At 69.0% G+C, this 18619-nt stretch carries 12 protein-coding genes and 1 riboswitch; of the genes, 10 read left to right on the forward strand and 2 right to left on the reverse strand.

Going from position 1 to position 18619, the window contains the following annotated elements; all coding sequences use genetic code 11:
- Positions 1-84: 84 nt before the first annotated feature.
- Together FKV25_RS16055 and FKV25_RS00215 are read right to left on the reverse strand one after the other, a co-directional pair.
- A complete protein-coding gene (locus FKV25_RS16055; RefSeq protein WP_170218451.1) occupies positions 85-249 on the reverse strand; it encodes a hypothetical protein in 165 nt (54 codons plus the stop codon).
- Positions 250-340: 91 nt separating this feature from the next.
- Positions 341-1081, reverse strand: coding sequence for a helix-turn-helix domain-containing protein (locus FKV25_RS00215; RefSeq protein WP_141516776.1), 741 nt, complete (start codon positions 1079-1081; stop codon positions 341-343).
- A 190-nt stretch (positions 1082-1271) separates the two neighbouring features.
- Between FKV25_RS00215 and FKV25_RS00220 the strand changes: the two genes are divergently transcribed.
- The 10 genes from FKV25_RS00220 (at position 1272) to FKV25_RS00265 (ending at position 18561) form a co-directional block, all read left to right on the forward strand.
- Positions 1272-3299: a serine hydrolase domain-containing protein gene (locus FKV25_RS00220; RefSeq protein WP_141516777.1), complete on the forward strand. Its 2028-nt coding sequence runs from the start codon at positions 1272-1274 to the stop codon at positions 3297-3299.
- A 59-nt stretch (positions 3300-3358) separates the two neighbouring features.
- A complete protein-coding gene (locus tag FKV25_RS00225) occupies positions 3359-4378 on the forward strand; it encodes a dipeptide epimerase (protein WP_141516778.1) in 1020 nt (339 codons plus the stop codon).
- Positions 4375-5526: a DUF819 family protein gene (locus tag FKV25_RS00230; RefSeq protein WP_211345328.1), complete on the forward strand. Its 1152-nt coding sequence runs from the start codon at positions 4375-4377 to the stop codon at positions 5524-5526. Before FKV25_RS00225 ends, FKV25_RS00230 begins: the two co-directional genes overlap by 4 nt.
- A gap of 46 nt (positions 5527-5572) precedes the next feature.
- Positions 5573-7291, forward strand: coding sequence for an N-acyl-D-amino-acid deacylase family protein (locus FKV25_RS00235; RefSeq protein WP_141516779.1), 1719 nt, complete (start codon positions 5573-5575; stop codon positions 7289-7291).
- A 185-nt stretch (positions 7292-7476) separates the two neighbouring features.
- On the forward strand, positions 7477-9741 hold the full coding sequence (locus tag FKV25_RS00240; RefSeq protein ID WP_141516780.1) for a TonB-dependent receptor: 2265 nt from the start codon (positions 7477-7479) through the stop codon (positions 9739-9741).
- An 89-nt stretch (positions 9742-9830) separates the two neighbouring features.
- Positions 9831-10862: an N-acetyltransferase DgcN family protein gene (locus FKV25_RS00245; RefSeq protein WP_141516781.1), complete on the forward strand. Its 1032-nt coding sequence runs from the start codon at positions 9831-9833 to the stop codon at positions 10860-10862.
- A gap of 76 nt (positions 10863-10938) precedes the next feature.
- On the forward strand, positions 10939-12057 hold the full coding sequence (locus FKV25_RS00250; protein ID WP_141516782.1) for a YkvI family membrane protein: 1119 nt from the start codon (positions 10939-10941) through the stop codon (positions 12055-12057).
- A gap of 31 nt (positions 12058-12088) precedes the next feature.
- The gene (locus FKV25_RS00255) at positions 12089-13687 is read left to right on the forward strand and encodes a serine hydrolase (RefSeq protein WP_246071786.1); all 1599 of its coding nucleotides are present in this window, start codon (positions 12089-12091) and stop codon (positions 13685-13687) included.
- 60 nt (positions 13688-13747) lie between these two features.
- Positions 13748-13849, forward strand: a riboswitch (TPP riboswitch).
- A gap of 64 nt (positions 13850-13913) precedes the next feature.
- A complete protein-coding gene (gene thiC, locus FKV25_RS00260; RefSeq protein WP_141516783.1) occupies positions 13914-15791 on the forward strand; it encodes a phosphomethylpyrimidine synthase ThiC in 1878 nt (625 codons plus the stop codon).
- Positions 15792-16221: 430 nt separating this feature from the next.
- A complete protein-coding gene (locus FKV25_RS00265; RefSeq protein ID WP_246071788.1) occupies positions 16222-18561 on the forward strand; it encodes a winged helix-turn-helix domain-containing protein in 2340 nt (779 codons plus the stop codon).
- The last annotated feature ends 58 nt before the right edge of the window (positions 18562-18619 follow it).

Genomic DNA, 18619 nt, shown 5'->3' on the forward strand with positions numbered 1-18619 from the left:
GGCTTCCTTGTGGAGCCCCGCCTTCGAACCCGGTGCCTGGCATCCGCACCCGGTTCGGGGGCGGAGCGGCGTGGGTGGCTTACTTCACGCGCGATCACACCCCGGCTGTCGGGTGCCGGTGGTGGTAATGGTGGTGGTAATCGCGGTGGAGGTGAGGGTCGACGCCAGGCCGCTGGCCGCCGCGCGCGCGATCGCGACGCCGCGGGGCGTGCACTGGATCACCGGCATGGGCGTGTTGCGTTGCGTCATGCGGCCGAGAAAAGCACGGGCGCCGCGCGCATGTCAACCGTTTCGTCCGCAACCGCCGCCGGCCCCGGCAACGGTGCGGTGGCGCATGCGCTCAGCCCGCGTGCTTGAGGCCGCGCTTGCGCTTGTCGATGGGCTTGTCGACCGGCTTGTCCGCGTTGGCGCCGCCGCGCGCGCGCGCCGACAGCCTCGGGGCAGTGGCCGGCGCGGCGGTTTCGTCGCCGTGCAGGGTCATCAGCGACTCCAGCAGCTGTTCGTCGTGGCTCGAGCAGATGCCCAGCAGAAGGGCCTCTTCGCAGCCATCGGCGACGGTGTAGGCATGGCCCATGTTGGAGTCGATGTAGACGCCTTCGCCCGCCTTCAGCACGACCGGATCGTAGAACTGGGTGTGCACTTCGATCGCGCCCTCGAGTACGTGCACGTATTCCTCGCCCGAGTGGTTGACCAGGGCGCCGAACTCGTCGAGGTTCTTCGCGCGCACGCGCGTGAGCACCGGGATCATGCGCTTGCGGCGTAGTTCCGGGCACATGTAGTAGTAGTCGTAGTTGGGCGTGGTGACGCGTACCGCGTCCTCCATGCGGCCGATGCTGCGGCGCGCGGTGACCGGCGGGTCGGCGTCGGCGTCCTGCTCGGCGAACAGCTCGGACATGCGCATGTCCAGGCGCTGCGCCAGCTGCTGGAGCTTGTCGTAGGTCAGGGTGAGGCGGTCGTGCTCGACCTTGGACAGCGTCGACAGCGGGATGCCGCAACGCTCGCTCATTTCCTTCAATGTCCAGTCGTTCCGGGCGCGCAGGGCCCGGAGCAGGCTGCCGATCGTCGGGTGGGGCGATGTCATCGAGGGGTCGCTTCCTGCAGGCTTCTGGGGATACCAGGTCGAAAGTCATGATCCACTTTTGTGATCGGCTTTGCCAGTCTGGGTTGACATTTTTCCAATCAGGATCACTATTGCCATACAGGACGGAATCGGGGTTCGGGTTTCCGTCGGGATCCATGCCGCCGTGGTGGCCCATTCCAGGGGATAGACGATGTCGAAGCGTTCCACGGCCTTGCTGGCCTGCCTGCTCAGCGTGCTCGCCGCGCTCCCACCGGTCTTCGCGGCCGATCCGGTGGTCGGCCCGGCGGTGCCCGAGGTCGAACTCGATGCGCAGGTGCCCACCACGCCGGATGCCGTTCCGGTCGGCGCGGTCCCCGGTATCGAAGAAGGTCCGCTGACCCGGGCCGATGTCGAGGCCTGGCTCGATGGCTTCCTGCCCTACGCGATGCAACGCGGCGGCATCCCCGGCGCCGTGGTGGTGGTGGTCAAGGATGGCGAACTGCTGGCCTCGAAGGGCTACGGCTACGCCGACGTCGAGGCGGGTACCCCCGTCGACCCGGCGAAGACGCTGTTCCGCCCGGGCTCGGTGTCCAAGCTGTTCACCTGGACGGCGGTGATGCAACTGGTCGAGCAGGGCAAGCTCGACCTCGATGCCGACATCAACGGCTATCTCGACTTCGAGATCCCCGAGCGCGACGGCACGCCAATCACGCTGCGCAACGTGCTGACGCACACCACCGGCATGGAGGAAGCGATCCGCGGCCTGATCATCGCCGACCCCACGCAGTACGTGACGCTCGAGGAGTACCTGAAGCACTGGGTGCCGACGCGGATCTTCGACGCGGGCAGCACGCCGGCGTACTCCAACTACGCCACCGCGCTCGCCGGCTACGTGGTCCAGCGGGTCTCCGGGCAGTCCTTCGACGACTACGTCGAGCAGCACCTGTTCAAGCCGCTGGGCATGCAGCATTCCAGCTTCCGCCAGCCCCTGCCTGAATCGCTGCAGCCGCTGATGTCCAAGGGCTACGCCTACGGCGAAGATGCGCCGAAGGATTTCGAATTCGTCACCCCGGGGCCTGCCGGCAGCCTCTCGGCGACCGGCGAGGACATGGCGCGCTTCATGATCGCCCACCTCCAGGACGGTGCCGTCGGCAATGCGCGCATCCTCCGGGAGGACACCGCGCGGCAAATGCATGGCACCGCGCTGGACATGATCGCGCCGCTCAACCGCATGCTGCTGGGCTTCTACGAATACAACGTCAACGGCCGCCGGGTGATCGCCCATGCGGGCGACACGCAGTGGTTCCACAGCGACATGCCGTTGTTCATCGACGATGGCATCGGCCTGTTCGTGTCCTTCAACAGCAGCGGTCGCGAGGGGGCCGCCGGCAAGATCCGTGGCGCCCTGCACAAGGCATTCGCCGCGCGCTACCTGCCCGGCGAGCCGCACGAGGGTGAGGTCGACGAAGCCACCGCGCGCGAGCATGCCGCGCAGATGGCCGGCCTTTACGACAGCAGCCGTCGACCGGAAGACAACTTCCTGGCCATCCTCAACCTGGTCGGCCAGACCAAGGTCGTGGCGACCGAGGACGGCAGCATCTCCGTCCCGGCGTTGACGGGCCTCGATGGCCTGCCGGTGAAGTGGCGCGAGATCGCCCCGTACGTCTGGCGCGACGTGGACGGCAGTGACCGCCTGGCCGCTGAAGTGGTTGACGGCAAGGTCGTGCGCTGGAGCTTCGAGCCGGTGTCGCCGTTCATGGTGATGGAGCCGGTGCCCGCGTGGCGCTCGGGCGCGTGGCTGCTGCCCCTGATCGTGATGGGCCTGGCCGCGCTGGCGCTGACGGTGCTTGCCTGGCCGGTGTCGGCGCTGGTACGTCGCCATTACGGCGTGCCGTACCGCCTCACCGGTGAGGACGCCCGCGCCCACCGGCTCATCCGGATCGCTTCGCTGGTCGTGCTGGTGACCGCGATCGGCGTGCTCGGGACGATCATGGCCATGTTCAGCAGCCTCGACATGCTGGGTCCGTCCAACGACTGGCTGGTGCGCACCTTGCGGATCGTCTCGCTGCTGGTGTTCCCGCTGGGTGCCCTGGTGGCGGTCTGGAACGCGTGGAAGGTGCTGCGCAGCCGTCGTCGCTGGTGGGCGAAGCTGTGGGCGGTCGTGCTCGCGGTCGGCTGCCTGGCGATCCTCTGGGCGAGCATCGCCTACCACCTGGTCGGCTACAGCGCCAACTACTGACGCCCACGGGCGCGGCACCGCGGTGTCGCGCCCCGTCCTGTCCTGCCAAGGAGCGCCCCATGGCCCCCATCGCGCCGCGCGTGACGATGACGCTGCACAACGAGCCGCTGCCGCTGGTGGCGCCCTTCCGCATCTCGGGCTACGTGTTCGAGGCGATGCCCGCGACGGTGGTGCGCCTGGACGATGGCCGCTTCGAGGGCCGCGGCGAGGCTGCCGGCGTCTACTACCTCGATGACCGTCCCGACGGCATGCTGGCAACGCTGGAGGGACTGCGCGACACGATCGAAGCCGGGGTCACCCGCGCTGCGCTGCGCGACCTGCTGCCCCCGGGCGGCGCGCGCAACGCGCTCGACTGCGCGCTGTGGGAACTGGAAGCGCGCCGCGCCGGCGTGCCTGCCTGGCAGCTGGCCGGCGTCGAGCGCCCGAAAGCCCTGCTGACGACCTTTACCGTGGGCGCGGACGACCCGGCGGTGATGGCCGATGCCGCGCGCCGCTATGCTAAGGCACGCGCGATCAAGCTCAAGCTCACCGGTGAAGCCGAGCTCGACGGCGAACGCGTGCGCGCGGTCCGCGCGGCGCGACCCGATGTCTGGCTGGCCGTCGATGCCAACCAGGGCTACGTGCCCGACACGCTCGATGCCCTGATGCCGTCGCTGCGCGAGGCGGCCGTCGCCCTGCTCGAGCAGCCCTGCCGGCGCGGTCGAGAGGCTGATCTCGACGGCATCGACCACGCCATCCCGATCGCGGCCGACGAGAGCGTGCAGGGCCTCGACGAAGTGGAGGCCCTGGTGGGTCGCTTCGACGTGGTCAACATCAAGCTCGACAAGTGCGGCGGCCTCACCGAGGGCCTGATGATCGCCGAGCGCGCCCGCGCGCTGGGCATGAAGGTCATGGTCGGCAACATGGCCGGCAGCAGCTGGGCGACCGCGCCCGGGTTCATCCTTGGCCAGCAGTGCGACGTCGTCGACCTCGACGGCCCGACTTTCCTCAAGCAGGACCGCACGCCCGCCGTGGTCTATCGCGACGGCCTCGTCGATTGCCCGGACGATGTCTGGGGTGGCCCGGTGCCGGCGCGGTGATCGCGACCGCCGCCCCCGCGACCTGGTTGCCGGCCGGCAACGGCTTCGCGCTGCTGGCGGTGCTCTTCGCGATGGCCGCCATCGGCGCGGCGCTGGAGCGGACCCCGCTGGGACGCCGCGTGTCGGGGGTGATGATCGTCATCGCGTTGGCGATGCTGCTGGCGAACCTGGGCGTCATCCCGCGCGCCGCGCCCGTCTACGACGTCATCTGGACTTACCTGGTGCCGTTGGCGATCGCCCTGTTCCTGTTGCGTGCCGACCTGGTCAGCATGCTCGTGGAAGGCGGGCGTACGCTGCTGGCATTCGCGGCCGGTGCGCTGGGGGTGGTGCTGGGCGCCTGGCTCGGTGCACGCGTGCTCGACCTGGGGATCTACGAGGCGCAGTACGCGGCGGTCTTCAGCGCGACCTATACCGGCGGCTCCCTGAACTACGCGGCAGTCGCAGAAGCCATCGGCTTCCGCGATCCCAGTGCGCTGGCCGCGGGCGTCGCGATCGACAACGTGGTCGGCCTGGGCTACCTGCTGGTGGTCGGGGCGGTGGCCAACGCGGCGCTGTTCCGCCGCCATTTCGCCTGGCGCAGCGAGGGGCTCGGCGAGGCGACGGGTGCGTCGGCGGCGGCGCCCCGGACGCCTTCCCTGATCGACCTGGCCATCGCCCTGGGGTTGGCCGCGCTGGCCTGCGCCACGGGCGATGCCCTGGCCGCCGCGATCGGCCAGCCCAGCTACGGCATCCTCTTCATCACCGTGATCATGGTCGCGATCGCCACGCTCGGCCGGCGTTGGCTTCGCGGGCTGGCCGGCGAAGACCTGGTCGCCACGCTCTTCATGTATCTGTTCTTCGCGATGCTGGGCGCGGGTGCCGACCTCGGTACGCTGCTCGATGCCGCCCCCGCGCTGTTCGCCTACGTGCTGCTCGTGTTCCTGGTGCACGTGGCCTTCGTCCTGCTCGCCGGCCGCCTGTTCCGCCTCAACCACGCCGAGCTGGTGATCGCGTCCACCGCCTGCATCGGCGGGCCGCCGATCGCGGTCGCCTTCGCGGTGCTGTTCGGCTGGCGGCGCCTGGCGGTGCCCGCGGTCGCGACCGGCATCCTCGGCTACGTGGTCGGCAATTTCGTCGGCCTCGGCCTGTTCAACTGGCTGGCCCCGTGACCCGTCTTCCCGTTTCGCCATCCCGTCCCGCCCCAGGAGTGCCGGCATGTCCCTTCGACCCTTGAGTCTCCTCCTGCTGGCGGGCGTGGCCGCCTGCGCGGGCACGCGCGAAGCGGCCGAGGCCGCCCCGTACGACCTGGTCATCCGCAATGGCATCGTCTACGACGGCACCGGTGCGTCACCGCAGCAGGTCGACCTGGCGATCCGGGGCGATCGCGTCGCCGCCTGGCTGCCACCAGGCAGCCCGGTCGTCGCCGCGCGCGAGGTCGATGCGAATGGCGAGGCGGTGGCGCCGGGCTTCATCAACGTGCTCAGCTGGGCCGTGGAGTCGTTGATCGCCGACGGCCGCGGCATGAGCGACATCAAGCAGGGCGTGACCCTGGAGATCTTCGGCGAAGGCTGGTCGATGGGGCCCTACAACGCGGCGATGAAGGCCGACGCCGTCGCCCAGCAGGGGGACATCCGCTATCCGGTGGCGTGGACCACCCTGGGCGGCTATCTCGACCACCTGGTCGACAAGGGCGTCTCGCCGAACGTGGCGTCCTTCGTCGGTGCCACTACCGTGCGCATCCACGTGCTGGGCGAGGACGACGTCGACCCCGATCCGGCGCAGCTCGCGCGCATGCAGGACCTGGTCCGCGAGGCCATGGGCGAAGGCGCGCTCGGCGTAGGCGCCTCGCTGATCTACCCACCGGCGACCTTCGCCGAGACGCCTGAACTGACTGCGCTCGCGCAGGCGGCCGCCGAATCCGGTGGCGGTTACGTGGCGCACATGCGCAGCGAGGCCGACCATTTCCTGGAGGCGCTGGACGAGACCATCGGCATCGGGCGCGCGACCGGTACGCACGCCGAGGTCTACCACCTGAAGGCGGCGGGCGAGCAGAACTGGCCGAAGATGACCGAGGCGATCGCGAGGATCGACGCCGCGCGCGCCGAGGGTGTCGACGTCGCCGCCGACATGTACGCCTATACCGCCGGCGCGACCGGCCTGACTGCTGGCCTGCCGCCCTGGGTCCAGGCCGGTGGCCAGGACGCCATGATCGAGCGCCTGCGCGATCCGGCGATCCGCGAGCGCGTCGCCGCGGAGATGCGCGACCCGGATGCCGGCTGGGAGAACATCCGCCTGCTCGCCGGCTCGGACGATCGCGTGTTGTTGATCGGCTTCAACAGCGAAGCGCTCAAGCCGCTCACCGGTCGCAGCCTCGCCGAGGTCGCGCGCCAGCGCGGCACCTCGCCCGAAGAGACCGTCATGGACCTGATCGTCGAGGACGGCTCGCGGGTGGGGGCGGCGTATTTCCTGATGAGCGAGGCCAATGTCGAGCTCGGCCTGTCCCAGCCCTGGGTCAGCCTGGGCTCGGACGCCGAGGCATCCGCGCCGGAAGGCGTGTTCCTGAAGTCGAGCACGCATCCGCGTGCCTACGGCAACTTCGCCCGCTTCCTGGGGCACTACGTCCGCGATCGCAAGCTCATGCCCCTCGAGCAGGCCGTCTACCGCCTCACCGGTTTGCCGGCGGCGAACTGGAAGCTGCGCGACCGCGGATGCCTGGCGGTGGGTTGCCATGCCGACGTCGTGGTCTTCGATCCGGAGACCATCGCCGATACCGCCACGTTCGAGGCGCCGATGCAGTACGCGGTCGGCGTGCGGCATGTCTTCGTCAATGGCGAACAGGTGCTGCGCGACGGCGAACACACGGGTGCGATGCCGGGCCAGGTGGTGCGTGGGCCCGGTTGGACCGGACGGTCCGCGGGGAACGCTGCCCCCTGATCCGTGGAGGCTCGGATCGGATGGCACGCACTTCGCAATCAATCTTCTTCTTCAGGAAAAAGTCCTAATTAGGTTGACTTTTTTCCATTTAGGACCATTATGTCCTTAAGGGGACTTATCCTATCGATGCGACGACCGAATGACGGTCGCTCACAACTGGCACGCACCTATCGGGGAGAAGTGGCATGCAAAGGGGTTCTGCACCGTACCGGTTCCGTCCGGTTCCATTGGCCGCCGCGATCGCGGGAGCGCTGTGTCTCTCCGCATTGGCACCCGCATGGGCCCAGGAAGCGGGGGGCGCAGCCCCCGACGAGGCAAGAGTGCCGGCGGAAGGGTCGGTCGATGCCACGGCCACCGATCTGGACGTCGTGCTCGTGACGGCCCAGAAGCGCAGCGAGAACCTCAGGGAGGTGCCACTCTCGATCAGCGTGCTCAGCGAACAGCAACTCGAGGACAGCCATTCGGTCCAGATCACCGATTTCGCCGGATACATGCCCGGCATGCAGGTGACCCCCAGCGGCACCCCCGGGCAGACGTCGATTTCCCTGCGCGGCATCGGCACGCAGGCCGACAACGCGACGATCGGCATCTACATCGACGATGTCCCCGTCGGTTCCAGCAGCCTTTACGGCCGATCCGCTTTGTTCAACGCCGATCTGCTTGCCTATGACACGGCACGAATCGAGGTGCTACGCGGACCGCAGGGCACGTTGTACGGTGCCAGCACCTTGGGTGGTCTGCTCAAGTACGTGACCCACGGTCCGGACGCCAGCGAGTTCAGCAGCCGCGTCGGCGCGGGCGTCTACGGCATCGACGGCGGCACGGGCTGGTCGGCACGCGCGAGCATCAATGCCCCACTGGTTGAGGACCGCCTCGCGCTCACGGCGAGCTACTCCGTCAACAACAGCCCTGGTTACACCAACGACGTCGGCAAGGGCGCGAATCGGGTCAATGACTTCGAGCAGGCGGGCGGTCGGTTCGCATTGGGCTGGAACCTCACCGAAGACGTGTCGCTGGAGGTCTCGGCGCTCAAGCAGTCCACCGATGCCGACAACCCGGCCGTGGTTGCCCTGGATCCCACCACCCTCGAGCCGTTGTTCGGGGAGCTGGATGGGTTCCAGCGGGTCGACCAGCCCTTCGCCATGGACGTCGACCTCTACGCGGCGACGCTCGATTGGAATGTCGGATGGGCAGACTTCACCTCCGTCACGAGCTACTCGACCATCGACACCCACCAGGTGAACGACAACTCGGTCCAGTTCGGTGACCTCAACCTGTTGTTCGGCGTGCCCGCGGGCGACTCGCGGTTCGACCTCAGGTTGAACCTGGAAAAGTGGACGCAGGAATTCCGCCTCGCGTCGAAGAGCGACGAGCGCTTTGAATGGATGGTGGGCACCTTCCACACCCGCGAGGACAGTGAGAACTCACAGATCGTCACGCAGCTGACCTACGACGGCGACCCGATCGCCGCCCTCGACGGCTTCTTCGTCGCCGGGCTCCCCTCCACCTACGAGGAGAACGCCATCTTTGCCAACGCGACCTGGAAGTTCACCCAGCGTTTCGACGCCAGCGCTGGCGTGCGCTTCGCCCGCAACGAGCAGGACTTTTCGCAAGTCGCGTCCGGCCTGCTGGCCGACCTGCTCGGTGCCTCGGGTGACTTCCCGGGCTCCTCGTCCGAGGACGTGACCACGTGGTCATTGAGTTCCCGGTATCGTCTTTCCGATTCGGCAATGGCGTATGGCCGCATCGCAACCGGTTACCGGCCGGGTGGCCCCAATGTCGTCCTGCCGGGAGTGCCGCCGAGCGTCGGTGCCGATACGATCAAGAACTACGAACTGGGCATCAAGGCCGACCTTTTCGATCGCCGTGTCTACGTGGATGCCGGGTTGTTCCGGATGAACTGGGACAATATCCAGGTCGGCTTGTCGACGCCCGACGGTAGTGCCAACTATTACGGGAATGCGGCCGAAGCGACGAGCCAGGGCGCGGAGTGGAGCATCGTGTTCACGCCCACCGCGGATCTGCGCCTCGGAGTCACGGGCGCCTACACCGACGCCGAGTTCACCCAATCGGTGCCACAGATCGACGTCGAGGCAGGTGATCCGCTGCCGGGCGTGGCCCAGTGGTCCGGCGCCTTCACGGCGGACTACAGCCGCGATATCAATGCGGAATGGGTCGCCCACGTCGGTGGCGGCTGGCGCTGGACCGACGCCCAGGCCGGCGGCATCGTAGGCAATCCCAGCAACAAGCCCTACTCGCAAGTGGACCTCAATGCCAGTGTCACCAACCAGCGCTGGACAGCTCGCGTGTACGTGCGCAACCTCACCGACGAGCTGGTGTACCTCAATCCTGGCCAAGTGCAGAACGCTTTGACCGGCGAGGTCCCACAGTACAACGCGGTCCCGTTGCAACCTCGCACCGTGGGCATCGAAGTCGACTACAGGTTCTAGTCGCGGCGCGCCCTCGCGATTCCCGGGACCGTGCAGCGCCGGTCCCCGGGGGTCGTACCCGTCGTCGACGCCCGAATCGGACCTTTCCCATGCATCCATCCCCCATCACCGCGCTACCCGGCCCCTATCTGCTTTTCCTCGGCGACACGACGGAGCCGGGCTACGCCAAGACCGCCTTCGGCCTGCGCGACTGGGCACCGGATCGCTGCATCGGCGAGCACGTGCTGGCGGGCGGCTCGGTGAGCACGGGCCTGCCGGCGATGACGCCGGCGCAGGCGCATGCCCAGGGGGCGCGCGCGATGGTCATCGGCGTCGCCAATGCCGGCGGGTTCATCCCGTCGCACTGGGTGGCGGCCCTGGTGGAGGGGCTGGAGGCGGGGCTCGACATCGTCAGCGGCATGCATGCGCGCCTGCGTGACATCCCCGGGCTGCGCGACACGGCCGATCGACTGGGGCGCCAACTGCTCGACGTCCGCCAGCCACCGGAGGCAATCCCGGTGGCCAGTGGCCGGCGGCGCAGCGGCAAGCGCCTGCTGACGGTGGGCACCGATTGTGCACTCGGCAAGAAGTACACCGCCCTCGCCCTGGCGGGCGCGTTCCGCGACCGCGGCATCGACGCGGATTTCCGCGCCACCGGGCAGACCGGCATCCTGATCGCCGGCGGCGGCATCCCGATGGATGCGGTGGTGTCGGACTTCGCCGCGGGTGCGGCGGAGCTGCTGTCGCCCGCGGCCGCGCCCGGCCATTGGGACATCGTCGAAGGGCAGGGCTCGCTGTTCCATCCCGCCTACGCCGGCGTCTCGCTGGCCTTGTTGCACGGCAGCCAGCCCGATGTGCTGGTGGTTTGCCACCAGGCAGGGCGCAAGGCCATGCTGGGCTATCCCGGCTATGCCGTGCCGACCATCGAGGAGACGATCTGCATGGCGATCCGCCTGGGCCAGCGCACCAACCCCGCGATCCGCTGCGCGGGCGTCAGCCTGAACACCGCGCACCTCGACGCGGACGTCGCCGCGCGACTGCTGGAGGACGAGGCCCGGCGGCTGGACTGCCCGGTCGCCGATCCCATGCGCCGGGGCGAGGCCTTCGAGCGGCTCGTCGCCGAGTGCCTGGCGCCGGCATGACCCTCCGGCCGCGCATCCGGGCAGGGCAGGGCGCGCAGGCGGCATCGAGCACGCGCCGGCAGGTCGAGGCAGGGCGGTGAGCGGTCCCCCCACCTGGTTCCAGCGTTACCTGCTGCCGGGCCTGGCGTTCAAGTCGGTCGTCATCGGCGGCGGCTATGCGACGGGGCGCGAACTGGCCGAATTCTTCATGCCCAGCGGCCCCCGTGGCGGCGTCCAGGGGATGCTGCTGGCGATGCTGATCTGGAGCCTGGTCTGCGCGGCGACCTTCATGTTCGCCCAGGCCACCCGCTCGTTCGAGTACCAGCGTTTCTTCCGCACCCTGCTGGGCTCGTTCTGGGGCCTGTTCGAGGCGGCCTACGTCCTGTTCCTGGTGCTGATCCTGGCGGTCTTCGGCGCCGCGGCCGGCGCGATCGTGCAGGCCATGAGCGGTGCACCGCTGATCGTGGGGACGCTGTGCCTGATGGCCGGCACCGGCATCGTGGCCGCGTTCGGCAATCGTGCGGTGGAGCGCCTGTTCAAGTGGGCGTCCCTGTTCCTGTACAGCGTGTACGCGCTGTTCCTGCTGTTCTCGCTGAGCACCTTCGGCGACCGCATCCTGGCCGGCTTCGAGCCGGCGGTCGCGACCACGGGCTGGGCCCTGGGCGGCCTGACCTACGCGGGCTACAACATCGTCGGCGCGGTGATCGTGCTGCCGGTCGCGCGCCACTTCCTCTCTCGGCGCGACGCCCTGGTCGCGGGCGTGCTGGCCGGCCCGCTGGCCATGCTACCGGCCCTGCTGTTCTTCGTCTGCATGGTCGCGTGGTACCCGGCCATCGCCAACGAGACGCTGCCGTCGGACTACATGCTGCGCCAGCTCGGGCGGCCGTGGTTCCACCTGCTGTTCCAGGCCATGATCTTCCTGGCCCTGCTCGAGAGCGGGGTCGGCGCCGTGCATGCCATCAACGAGCGCGTGTCGGCGGCCTGGCGGGCCCGACGCCAGGCGGGCCTGCCGGTGCAGGCGCGCCTGCTGATCGCCACGGTGCTGCTGGTCGGCTCGATCTTCATCGCCGACCGCTTCGGCCTGGTCGCGCTGATCGCCCAGGGCTACCGCGCGCTGTCCTGGTTGTTCCTGCTGGTCTACGTACTGCCGCTGCTGACGCTGGGCGGCGCCTGGCTCTGGCGCCACCGCGCGCCGGCGCGGACGCCGGCGCCCTGACTCCACACCGATGTCCCGCAAGGAGATCCCGATGCTTCGCACCCGTTCCTTCCGATTGTTCGCCATTGGCATGGGGGCACTGCTGGCCGCTACCGCGGGCGCCGCGCCGCCGGACGACCTGGACGCGCGCGTGGAGGCAGTGATGAAGGCACATGGCGTGCCGGGCATGGCCGTCTCCATCGTCGAGGGCGACGAAAACGTCGTCGCCCGCGGCTACGGCGTGCGCCGCCTGGGCTCGGAAGAGGCCGTGGACGCCGGGACCCTGTTCGTGATCGGTTCCACCACCAAGGCCTTCACCGCGGCGGCCCTGGCACTGCTGGTGGACGACGGGCGCATCGGCTGGGACGACAAGGTCATCGACCACCTGCCCGGCTTCCAGATGTACGACCCCTGGGTGACGCGCGAGATCACCGTGCGCGACCTGCTCGTGCATCGCAGCGGCCTGGGACTGGGCGCCGGCGACCTGATGTTCGTGCCGCGCACGTCGCGGAGCCGGCGCGACATCGTCGATGCCCTGCGCCACATCAAGCCCGCCAGCAGCTTCCGCGACGGCTACGCCTACGACAACGTGCTCTACGTGGTCGCCGGCCAGTTGATCGAGTCGGTGAGCGGCCAGTCGTGGGAAGCCTTCGTCCGCGAACGCCTGCTGCTGCCGGCGGGCATGGCCGCCTCCACCACGGATGTCGACGACCTGCTGGCCAACCCGGACCGGGCCCAGCCGCACGCCCGCATCGACGGCCGCATCCGCGGCATCGGCCAGCAGGAGGTGCTGGACGAGACCGCGGGCCTGCCGCAGGTGATCGCCCCGGCCGGCCTGCTGGCCTCGAACGCGCGGGACATGGGGCGCTGGCTGGCGATCCAGCTCGGCCACGGGGCCTTGCCTGGCAGCGGCGAGGCCGGCCCCCGGCTGTTCAGCGAAGCGGCCGCGCGCGAGATGTGGACGCCGCAGGTGCACGTCCCGATCCAGCAGGCCCCGGCGCCCATCGCGGAAACGACGCCGCAGTTCTCCAGCTACGCCCTGGGCTGGGGCGTACAGGACTACCGCGGGGTGAAGATCATCGAGCACGGTGGCGCGGTGTTCGGCATGCAGTCGGTGGTCGTGCTGGTGCCCAGCCTCGACGTCGGCTTCGCCCTGCACATCAATTCCGAGGACGGCGTGGTCCTGAAAGGCCTGATGTACGAACTGCTCGACCATTACATGGGCCTGCCCGAGCGCGACTGGGCGGGCGACTTCGCCGCCTTCAAGCAGGCGCGCGTCGACGCCGCGCTTGGCGCCCTGGACGCGATCGCCGCCCGCGACCAGGCCAGCGGCGGCACCGGCAAGCCGGCCGCCCCGCTGTCGGTCTACGCCGGCCGCTATGCCGACCCGTGGTACGGCCCCATCGCCGTGGAGCTGGCGGGCGGGCGCCTGCGGATGGACTTCAAGCAGACGCCGGGCATGCAGGGCACGCTGACGCATGCGCGCTACGACACCTTCCGGGTGGACTGGGACGACGCGTCGATCGAACCGGCCTATGCCACCTTCGCGCTGGATGCCCAGGGCGAGGTCGAGCGGATCACCATGCAGGCGGTGTCGCCGCTGGCGGATTTCAGCTTCGACTACCAGGACCTGCTGTTCACGCCGGAATGAGGCCCGCCGCCCGCCTGTCGCCGGGATTGGCCCGCGGCGGCCCGGGCGTGTTCAAATAGCGGTCGGAAGCGGGGGTACCCGGGCTGGAAGGCCCGGGTTGAGACAGACCCTTCGAACCTGATGCGGTTGACACCGCCGTAGGGAAGCTTCGCCGGCCCGGCCCTTGCCGCGTCCGACGCCGCCCGCTTCGTCCCTGCCCGCGAGGGCGCGCCATAGGACGAACATGATGAATGCGGTTCCCTCCCCGTTGCTCCAACAGGCCGACGAACTGTCCGCCGACGTCGTGCGCCCGATCCCGGGCTCGCACAAGATCCACGTCCAGGGCTCGCGCCCGGACCTGAAGGTCCCCATGCGCGAGATCGTGCTGGAGCGCACGCCGACCATGTTCGGGGGCGAGGACAACGCCCCGCTCGCGGTCTACGACACCTCCGGCCCCTACACCGACGCCAACGCGCGGATCGACCTGGCCACTGGCCTGGCACCGCTGCGCGCGGAGTGGATCGCCGAACGTGGCGATACCGAAGTGTTGCCCGGCCTGTCGTCCGAATACGGGCGCAAGCGCGAGGCCGATCCGCGCCTGGACGCGGTGCGCTTCGGCAAGCGGCCGTTGCCGCGTCGCGCGGTGGCCGGCGCCAATGTCACCCAGATGCATTACGCGCGCCGCGGCATCGTCACCCCCGAGATGGAGTTCATCGCGATCCGCGAGAACCAGCGCATCGAGGCCATCCGCGAGGCGCACCTGCTCAACCAGCACCGCGGCGAGTCCTTCGGCGCGAACATCCAGGCCCTGATCACGCCGGAGTTCGTCCGCGACGAAGTCGCGCGCGGGCGCGCGATCATCCCGTGCAACATCAACCACCCCGAAAGCGAACCGATGGTCATCGGCCGCAACTTCCTGACCAAGGTCAACGCCAACATCGGCAACAGCGCGGTGTCGTCCGGCATCGCCGAAGAGGTCGAGAAGCTGGTGTGGTCGATCCGCTGGGGCGCGGACAACGTCATGGACCTGTCCACCGGCAAGCACATCCACGAGACCCGCGAGTGGATCATCCGCAACTCGCCGGTGCCGATCGGCACCGTGCCGATCTACCAGGCGCTGGAGAAGGTCGACGGCCAGGCGGAAGCGCTGACCTGGGAGATCTTCCGCGACACCCTGATCGAGCAGGCCGAGCAGGGCGTGGACTACTTCACCATCCACGCCGGGGTGCTGCTGCGTTACGTGCCGCTGACCGCCAAGCGCGTGACCGGCATTGTCTCGCGCGGCGGCTCGATCATGGCCAAGTGGTGCCTGGCGCACCACCGCGAGAGCTTCCTGTACGAACACTTCGAGGACATCTGCGAGATCATGAAGGCGTACGACGTCTCGTTCTCGCTCGGCGACGGCCTGCGTCCGGGTTCGATCGCCGACGCCAACGACGCCGCCCAGTTCGGCGAGCTGGAGACGCTGGGCGAACTGACGAAGATCGCGTGGAAGCACGACGTCCAGACCATGATCGAAGGGCCCGGCCACGTGCCCATGCAACTGATCAAGGAGAACATGGACAAGCAGCTGCGCGAGTGCGGCGAGGCGCCCTTCTACACGCTCGGCCCGCTGACCACCGACATCGCGCCCGGCTACGACCACATCACCAGCGCGATCGGCGCGGCGATGATCGGCTGGTACGGCACCGCGATGCTCTGCTACGTGACGCCCAAGGAGCACCTGGGCCTGCCCAACAAGCACGACGTGCGCGAAGGCCTCATGGCCTATCGCATCGCCGCCCATGCGGCCGACCTCGCCAAGGGCCACCCGGGCGCGCAGGCGCGCGACAACGCCATGAGCAAGGCGCGCTTCGAGTTCCGCTGGGAAGACCAGTTCAACCTCGGCCTGGACCCGGAGCGGGCGCGTGAGTACCACGACGAGACCCTGCCCAAGGACGCGCACAAGTCCGCGCATTTCTGCTCGATGTGCGGGCCCCATTTCTGCTCGATGAAGATCACCCAGGACGTGCGCGACTACGCCGCCGAGCATGGGCTGGACGCGGAGGCGGCACTGTCGGAAGGCATGGCCGAGAAGGCGGCCGAGTTCCGCCAGGCCGGCGCCGAGGTCTATCGCAAGGCCTGAGGGTTCGCATCACCCGCCCGGCGAGTGCCCCCGGGCGACGTGACCGTCTTCCCGGCGGGCGCGCCGGGCGCTTCCTGCGTGGGTGAGCGCCTGCGCCGCGCGCAAGGTGGCTGGCCGCGACGGACGATTGCCTGGCCTCGCATGACGCATTGGGGCCTGGCGCGGACATCCGCCCTTGCCACGCTCTGTTGCGCCGGATTTCCGGAGGCGGAACAAAAAAAAGCGCCCGTGGGCGCGAATGATGAATCCTTGCGTAATGGGACTTCGGCGAGAGAGGGCCTGTTGCGGTTTCCTGCGGGGCAGGACTGCACATCCACGTTAGAATCGCCGGCCGTGATCCGCTTGGCCACGCGCGGCGACGCAGTTTGCCGAATCGGGTGGCTGGGCGAGTCCGTCCTTTCGGCACATGCCGATCGTGGCGGGTTACCACATGTTTGTCGGCCTGATGTCGAACCTGAGCACTCCTTCATTGCCTCCCCACGAACGCCTGCGCGTCGGCGAATGCATCGTCGACCTGCCGTTGCGCGAGGTGGTGGCACCGGGCGCGCGTCGCCCGCGACGTATCACGCCCAAGGCCATGGGCGTGCTGCGGGTGCTGGCCGACAGTCCGGGCAAGGTGGTCAGTCGCGACCAGTTGCTGGCCCAGGTATGGCCCGACACCCTGCCCGGCGACGACGTGGTGACCCAGGCGGTGACCCAGTTGCGCAAGGCGTTCGGTGAGCGTCGCGACAGTCCCGCCTACATCGAGACGATCGCCAAGACCGGGTACCGGCTCCTGGCCGAGACCGAATGGTTGGCGGCCGGGCCAGGCGAGGCGGCGACTCCGCTCCCGCGTGATGCCGCGCTGCCGCCGCAAGATCCCGTGATCCCGGAGGCGTTGCGTACGTCGGCCTCCCGGCAGCCTTCGCGCTGGTGGTTGCGCGAGCGCGTGGTGGTCGTCGCGGTGGCGATCGTGGCCGCCCTCGCCCTGGCATTGCTGCTCCTCGGGCGCGTCAGCCTTGAGGAGGACGCCCTGGTTGCAACGGAGAGCCATGCCCACGGCGATTTCATCACGACGCCCCCGCGCCCGTATCGCCTGCTGAGTTCCGCGCCGGGCTTCGAGCTGTCGCCGACCTTGTCGCCCGACGCGTCGATGGCCGCGTATGCATCCACCCTGCCGGAGCGGCGCGGGACGGTCATCCAGGTGCAGACCACCAACGGGTCGCAGCCCCGGCAGATCAGCTTTCCGCCCGACGGCGTGTCCGATCGCGCGCCCTCGTGGTCGCCCGACGGTCGCGAGATCGCCTACGTCCGCTACGGGCCCGGGCAGGAATGCCGCGTGCTCGTCACCGCGGCCAGTGGCGGCGGCACCGAGCGCAACGTGGCCAACTGCAACGTCGACGACCTGGTCAGCTTCGACTGGACCCCGGACAGCCAGGGCATGATCTTCGGCAGCATGCGCATGGCGACCGGCAGCAGCAGCCTGCGCGTGCTGCGCCTGGCCAGCGGCGAATGGTCGTCGGTGCCCGGCGTGGGTGACGGCGTGTCGCTCGACTACGCCCCCCGCTACTCTCCCGACGGCAAGTGGATCGGCTTCATACGCAATCCGCAGGTCGGCGACCTCTGGCGCGTACCGGCCGGGGGCGGCGAGGCCGAACAACTGACGCGCGTCGGTGGCGAGTTCCGCGGCTGGGACTGGCTGCCCGACGGGAGCGGCATGGTGTTCGGACGCCGCATCGACAGCGAGACGCGCCTGTATCGCCTGGACATCGCCAGCGGCGATATCCGCGACCTTGGGCTGGACGATGCCCAGAGTCCGAGTGTCGCCCGGCGCGCGGGCGTCTTGGCGTTCGTTCGCCGGCGGCCCCAGTTCGGCCTGTTCATGGCCACGCGGAGCGACCAGTCGGATCCGATGCGGCGCGAACACCTGTTTGCATCGTCCGGCCGCGACACGCTGCCCTCGCTGGCGCCGGACGGCCGGCAGCTGGTTTTCAGTTCCGACCGCTCGGGGCACTTCCACCTCTGGTGGGCCGACCTCGAGCAGCCGAACAGCCTGCGCCAGGTCGAAGGAATCCATCCGGCGACCCACAGTCGTCCGGAATGGGCCTTTGACAGCCGACGGATGCTCGTCGTCGGGCATGACGACAACGGGCGCGAGGGTGTCTACGAAGTCATCCCCACCCGCGGCCAGGTCAGTTTCCTGCCGGTGCCGGGACCGGGGTTCCGGGTCATGCAGGCGATGTACCTCCCGGATCCGGGGCGAATGCTGATGACCGTCCGCGACGCATCCGGCACGCTTTGCCTGCTCCTGCTGGACCGGCAGGTGTCGCCGTGGAAGGTGCTGGCGAAGCTCGAAGGCGTCACCCTGGCACGGGTGGACCGTGCGAACGAGCGGATCCTGTTCACCCGCCTGGCCGAAGACGGCCTCTGGGAAACCGACCTGGACCTGGACCTCGCCCGGGTGCGGCGGATCGACGCCCAGCGCCCGACGCGTTGGCGCTTCCAGGCCTGGGCGGTCGCCGAGGACGGCAGCATCGACTACATCGAACCGCAGCCTGCGTGCCTCAGTGGCCTGCGCACGATCGGCCAGGCGCCCGGCGTCGCGCCCGGCCCCGTCCGATGTCTCGATCCGGACCACCTGAGCGCCACCACCGGATTCAGCACCTCCTCGCGCCAGGACCTGGTGATCTCCGCCCAGACGGTGGAGGACGGTACCGACATCGGCCTGATGGAGGTGCCTGAAGTACCCGGTGAAGACATCCGCATCGAGGTGCCGGGCTGGATCAAGTGATTGATTCAAAGAAGAAATATTCTTTCGTGATTTCTTCGTAACCGCCGTCGCAAGGACT

Origin of the sequence: Marilutibacter aestuarii (assembly GCF_006546775.1) — a bacterium.
In the GTDB taxonomy this organism is placed as follows: Bacteria; Pseudomonadota; Gammaproteobacteria; order Xanthomonadales; family Xanthomonadaceae; genus Marilutibacter; species Marilutibacter aestuarii.

Bases quoted from the DNA above. Each gene is read 5' to 3' on its own strand.
- FKV25_RS00215 (WP_141516776.1), bottom strand. From the start codon at position 1,081: ATGACATCGCCCCACCCGACGATCGGCAGCCTGCTCCGGGCCCTGCGC.
- FKV25_RS00265 (WP_246071788.1), top strand. From the start codon at position 16,222: ATGTTTGTCGGCCTGATGTCGAACCTGAGCACTCCTTCATTGCCTCCC.
- FKV25_RS00245 (WP_141516781.1), top strand. From the start codon at position 9,831: ATGCATCCATCCCCCATCACCGCGCTACCCGGCCCCTATCTGCTTTTC.
- FKV25_RS16055 (WP_170218451.1), bottom strand. From the start codon at position 249: ATGACGCAACGCAACACGCCCATGCCGGTGATCCAGTGCACGCCCCGC.
- FKV25_RS00240 (WP_141516780.1), top strand. From the start codon at position 7,477: ATGCAAAGGGGTTCTGCACCGTACCGGTTCCGTCCGGTTCCATTGGCC.
- FKV25_RS00225 (WP_141516778.1), top strand. From the start codon at position 3,359: ATGGCCCCCATCGCGCCGCGCGTGACGATGACGCTGCACAACGAGCCG.
- FKV25_RS00220 (WP_141516777.1), top strand. From the start codon at position 1,272: ATGTCGAAGCGTTCCACGGCCTTGCTGGCCTGCCTGCTCAGCGTGCTC.
- FKV25_RS00255 (WP_246071786.1), top strand. From the start codon at position 12,089: ATGCTTCGCACCCGTTCCTTCCGATTGTTCGCCATTGGCATGGGGGCA.
- FKV25_RS00235 (WP_141516779.1), top strand. From the start codon at position 5,573: ATGTCCCTTCGACCCTTGAGTCTCCTCCTGCTGGCGGGCGTGGCCGCC.
- thiC (WP_141516783.1), top strand. From the start codon at position 13,914: ATGAATGCGGTTCCCTCCCCGTTGCTCCAACAGGCCGACGAACTGTCC.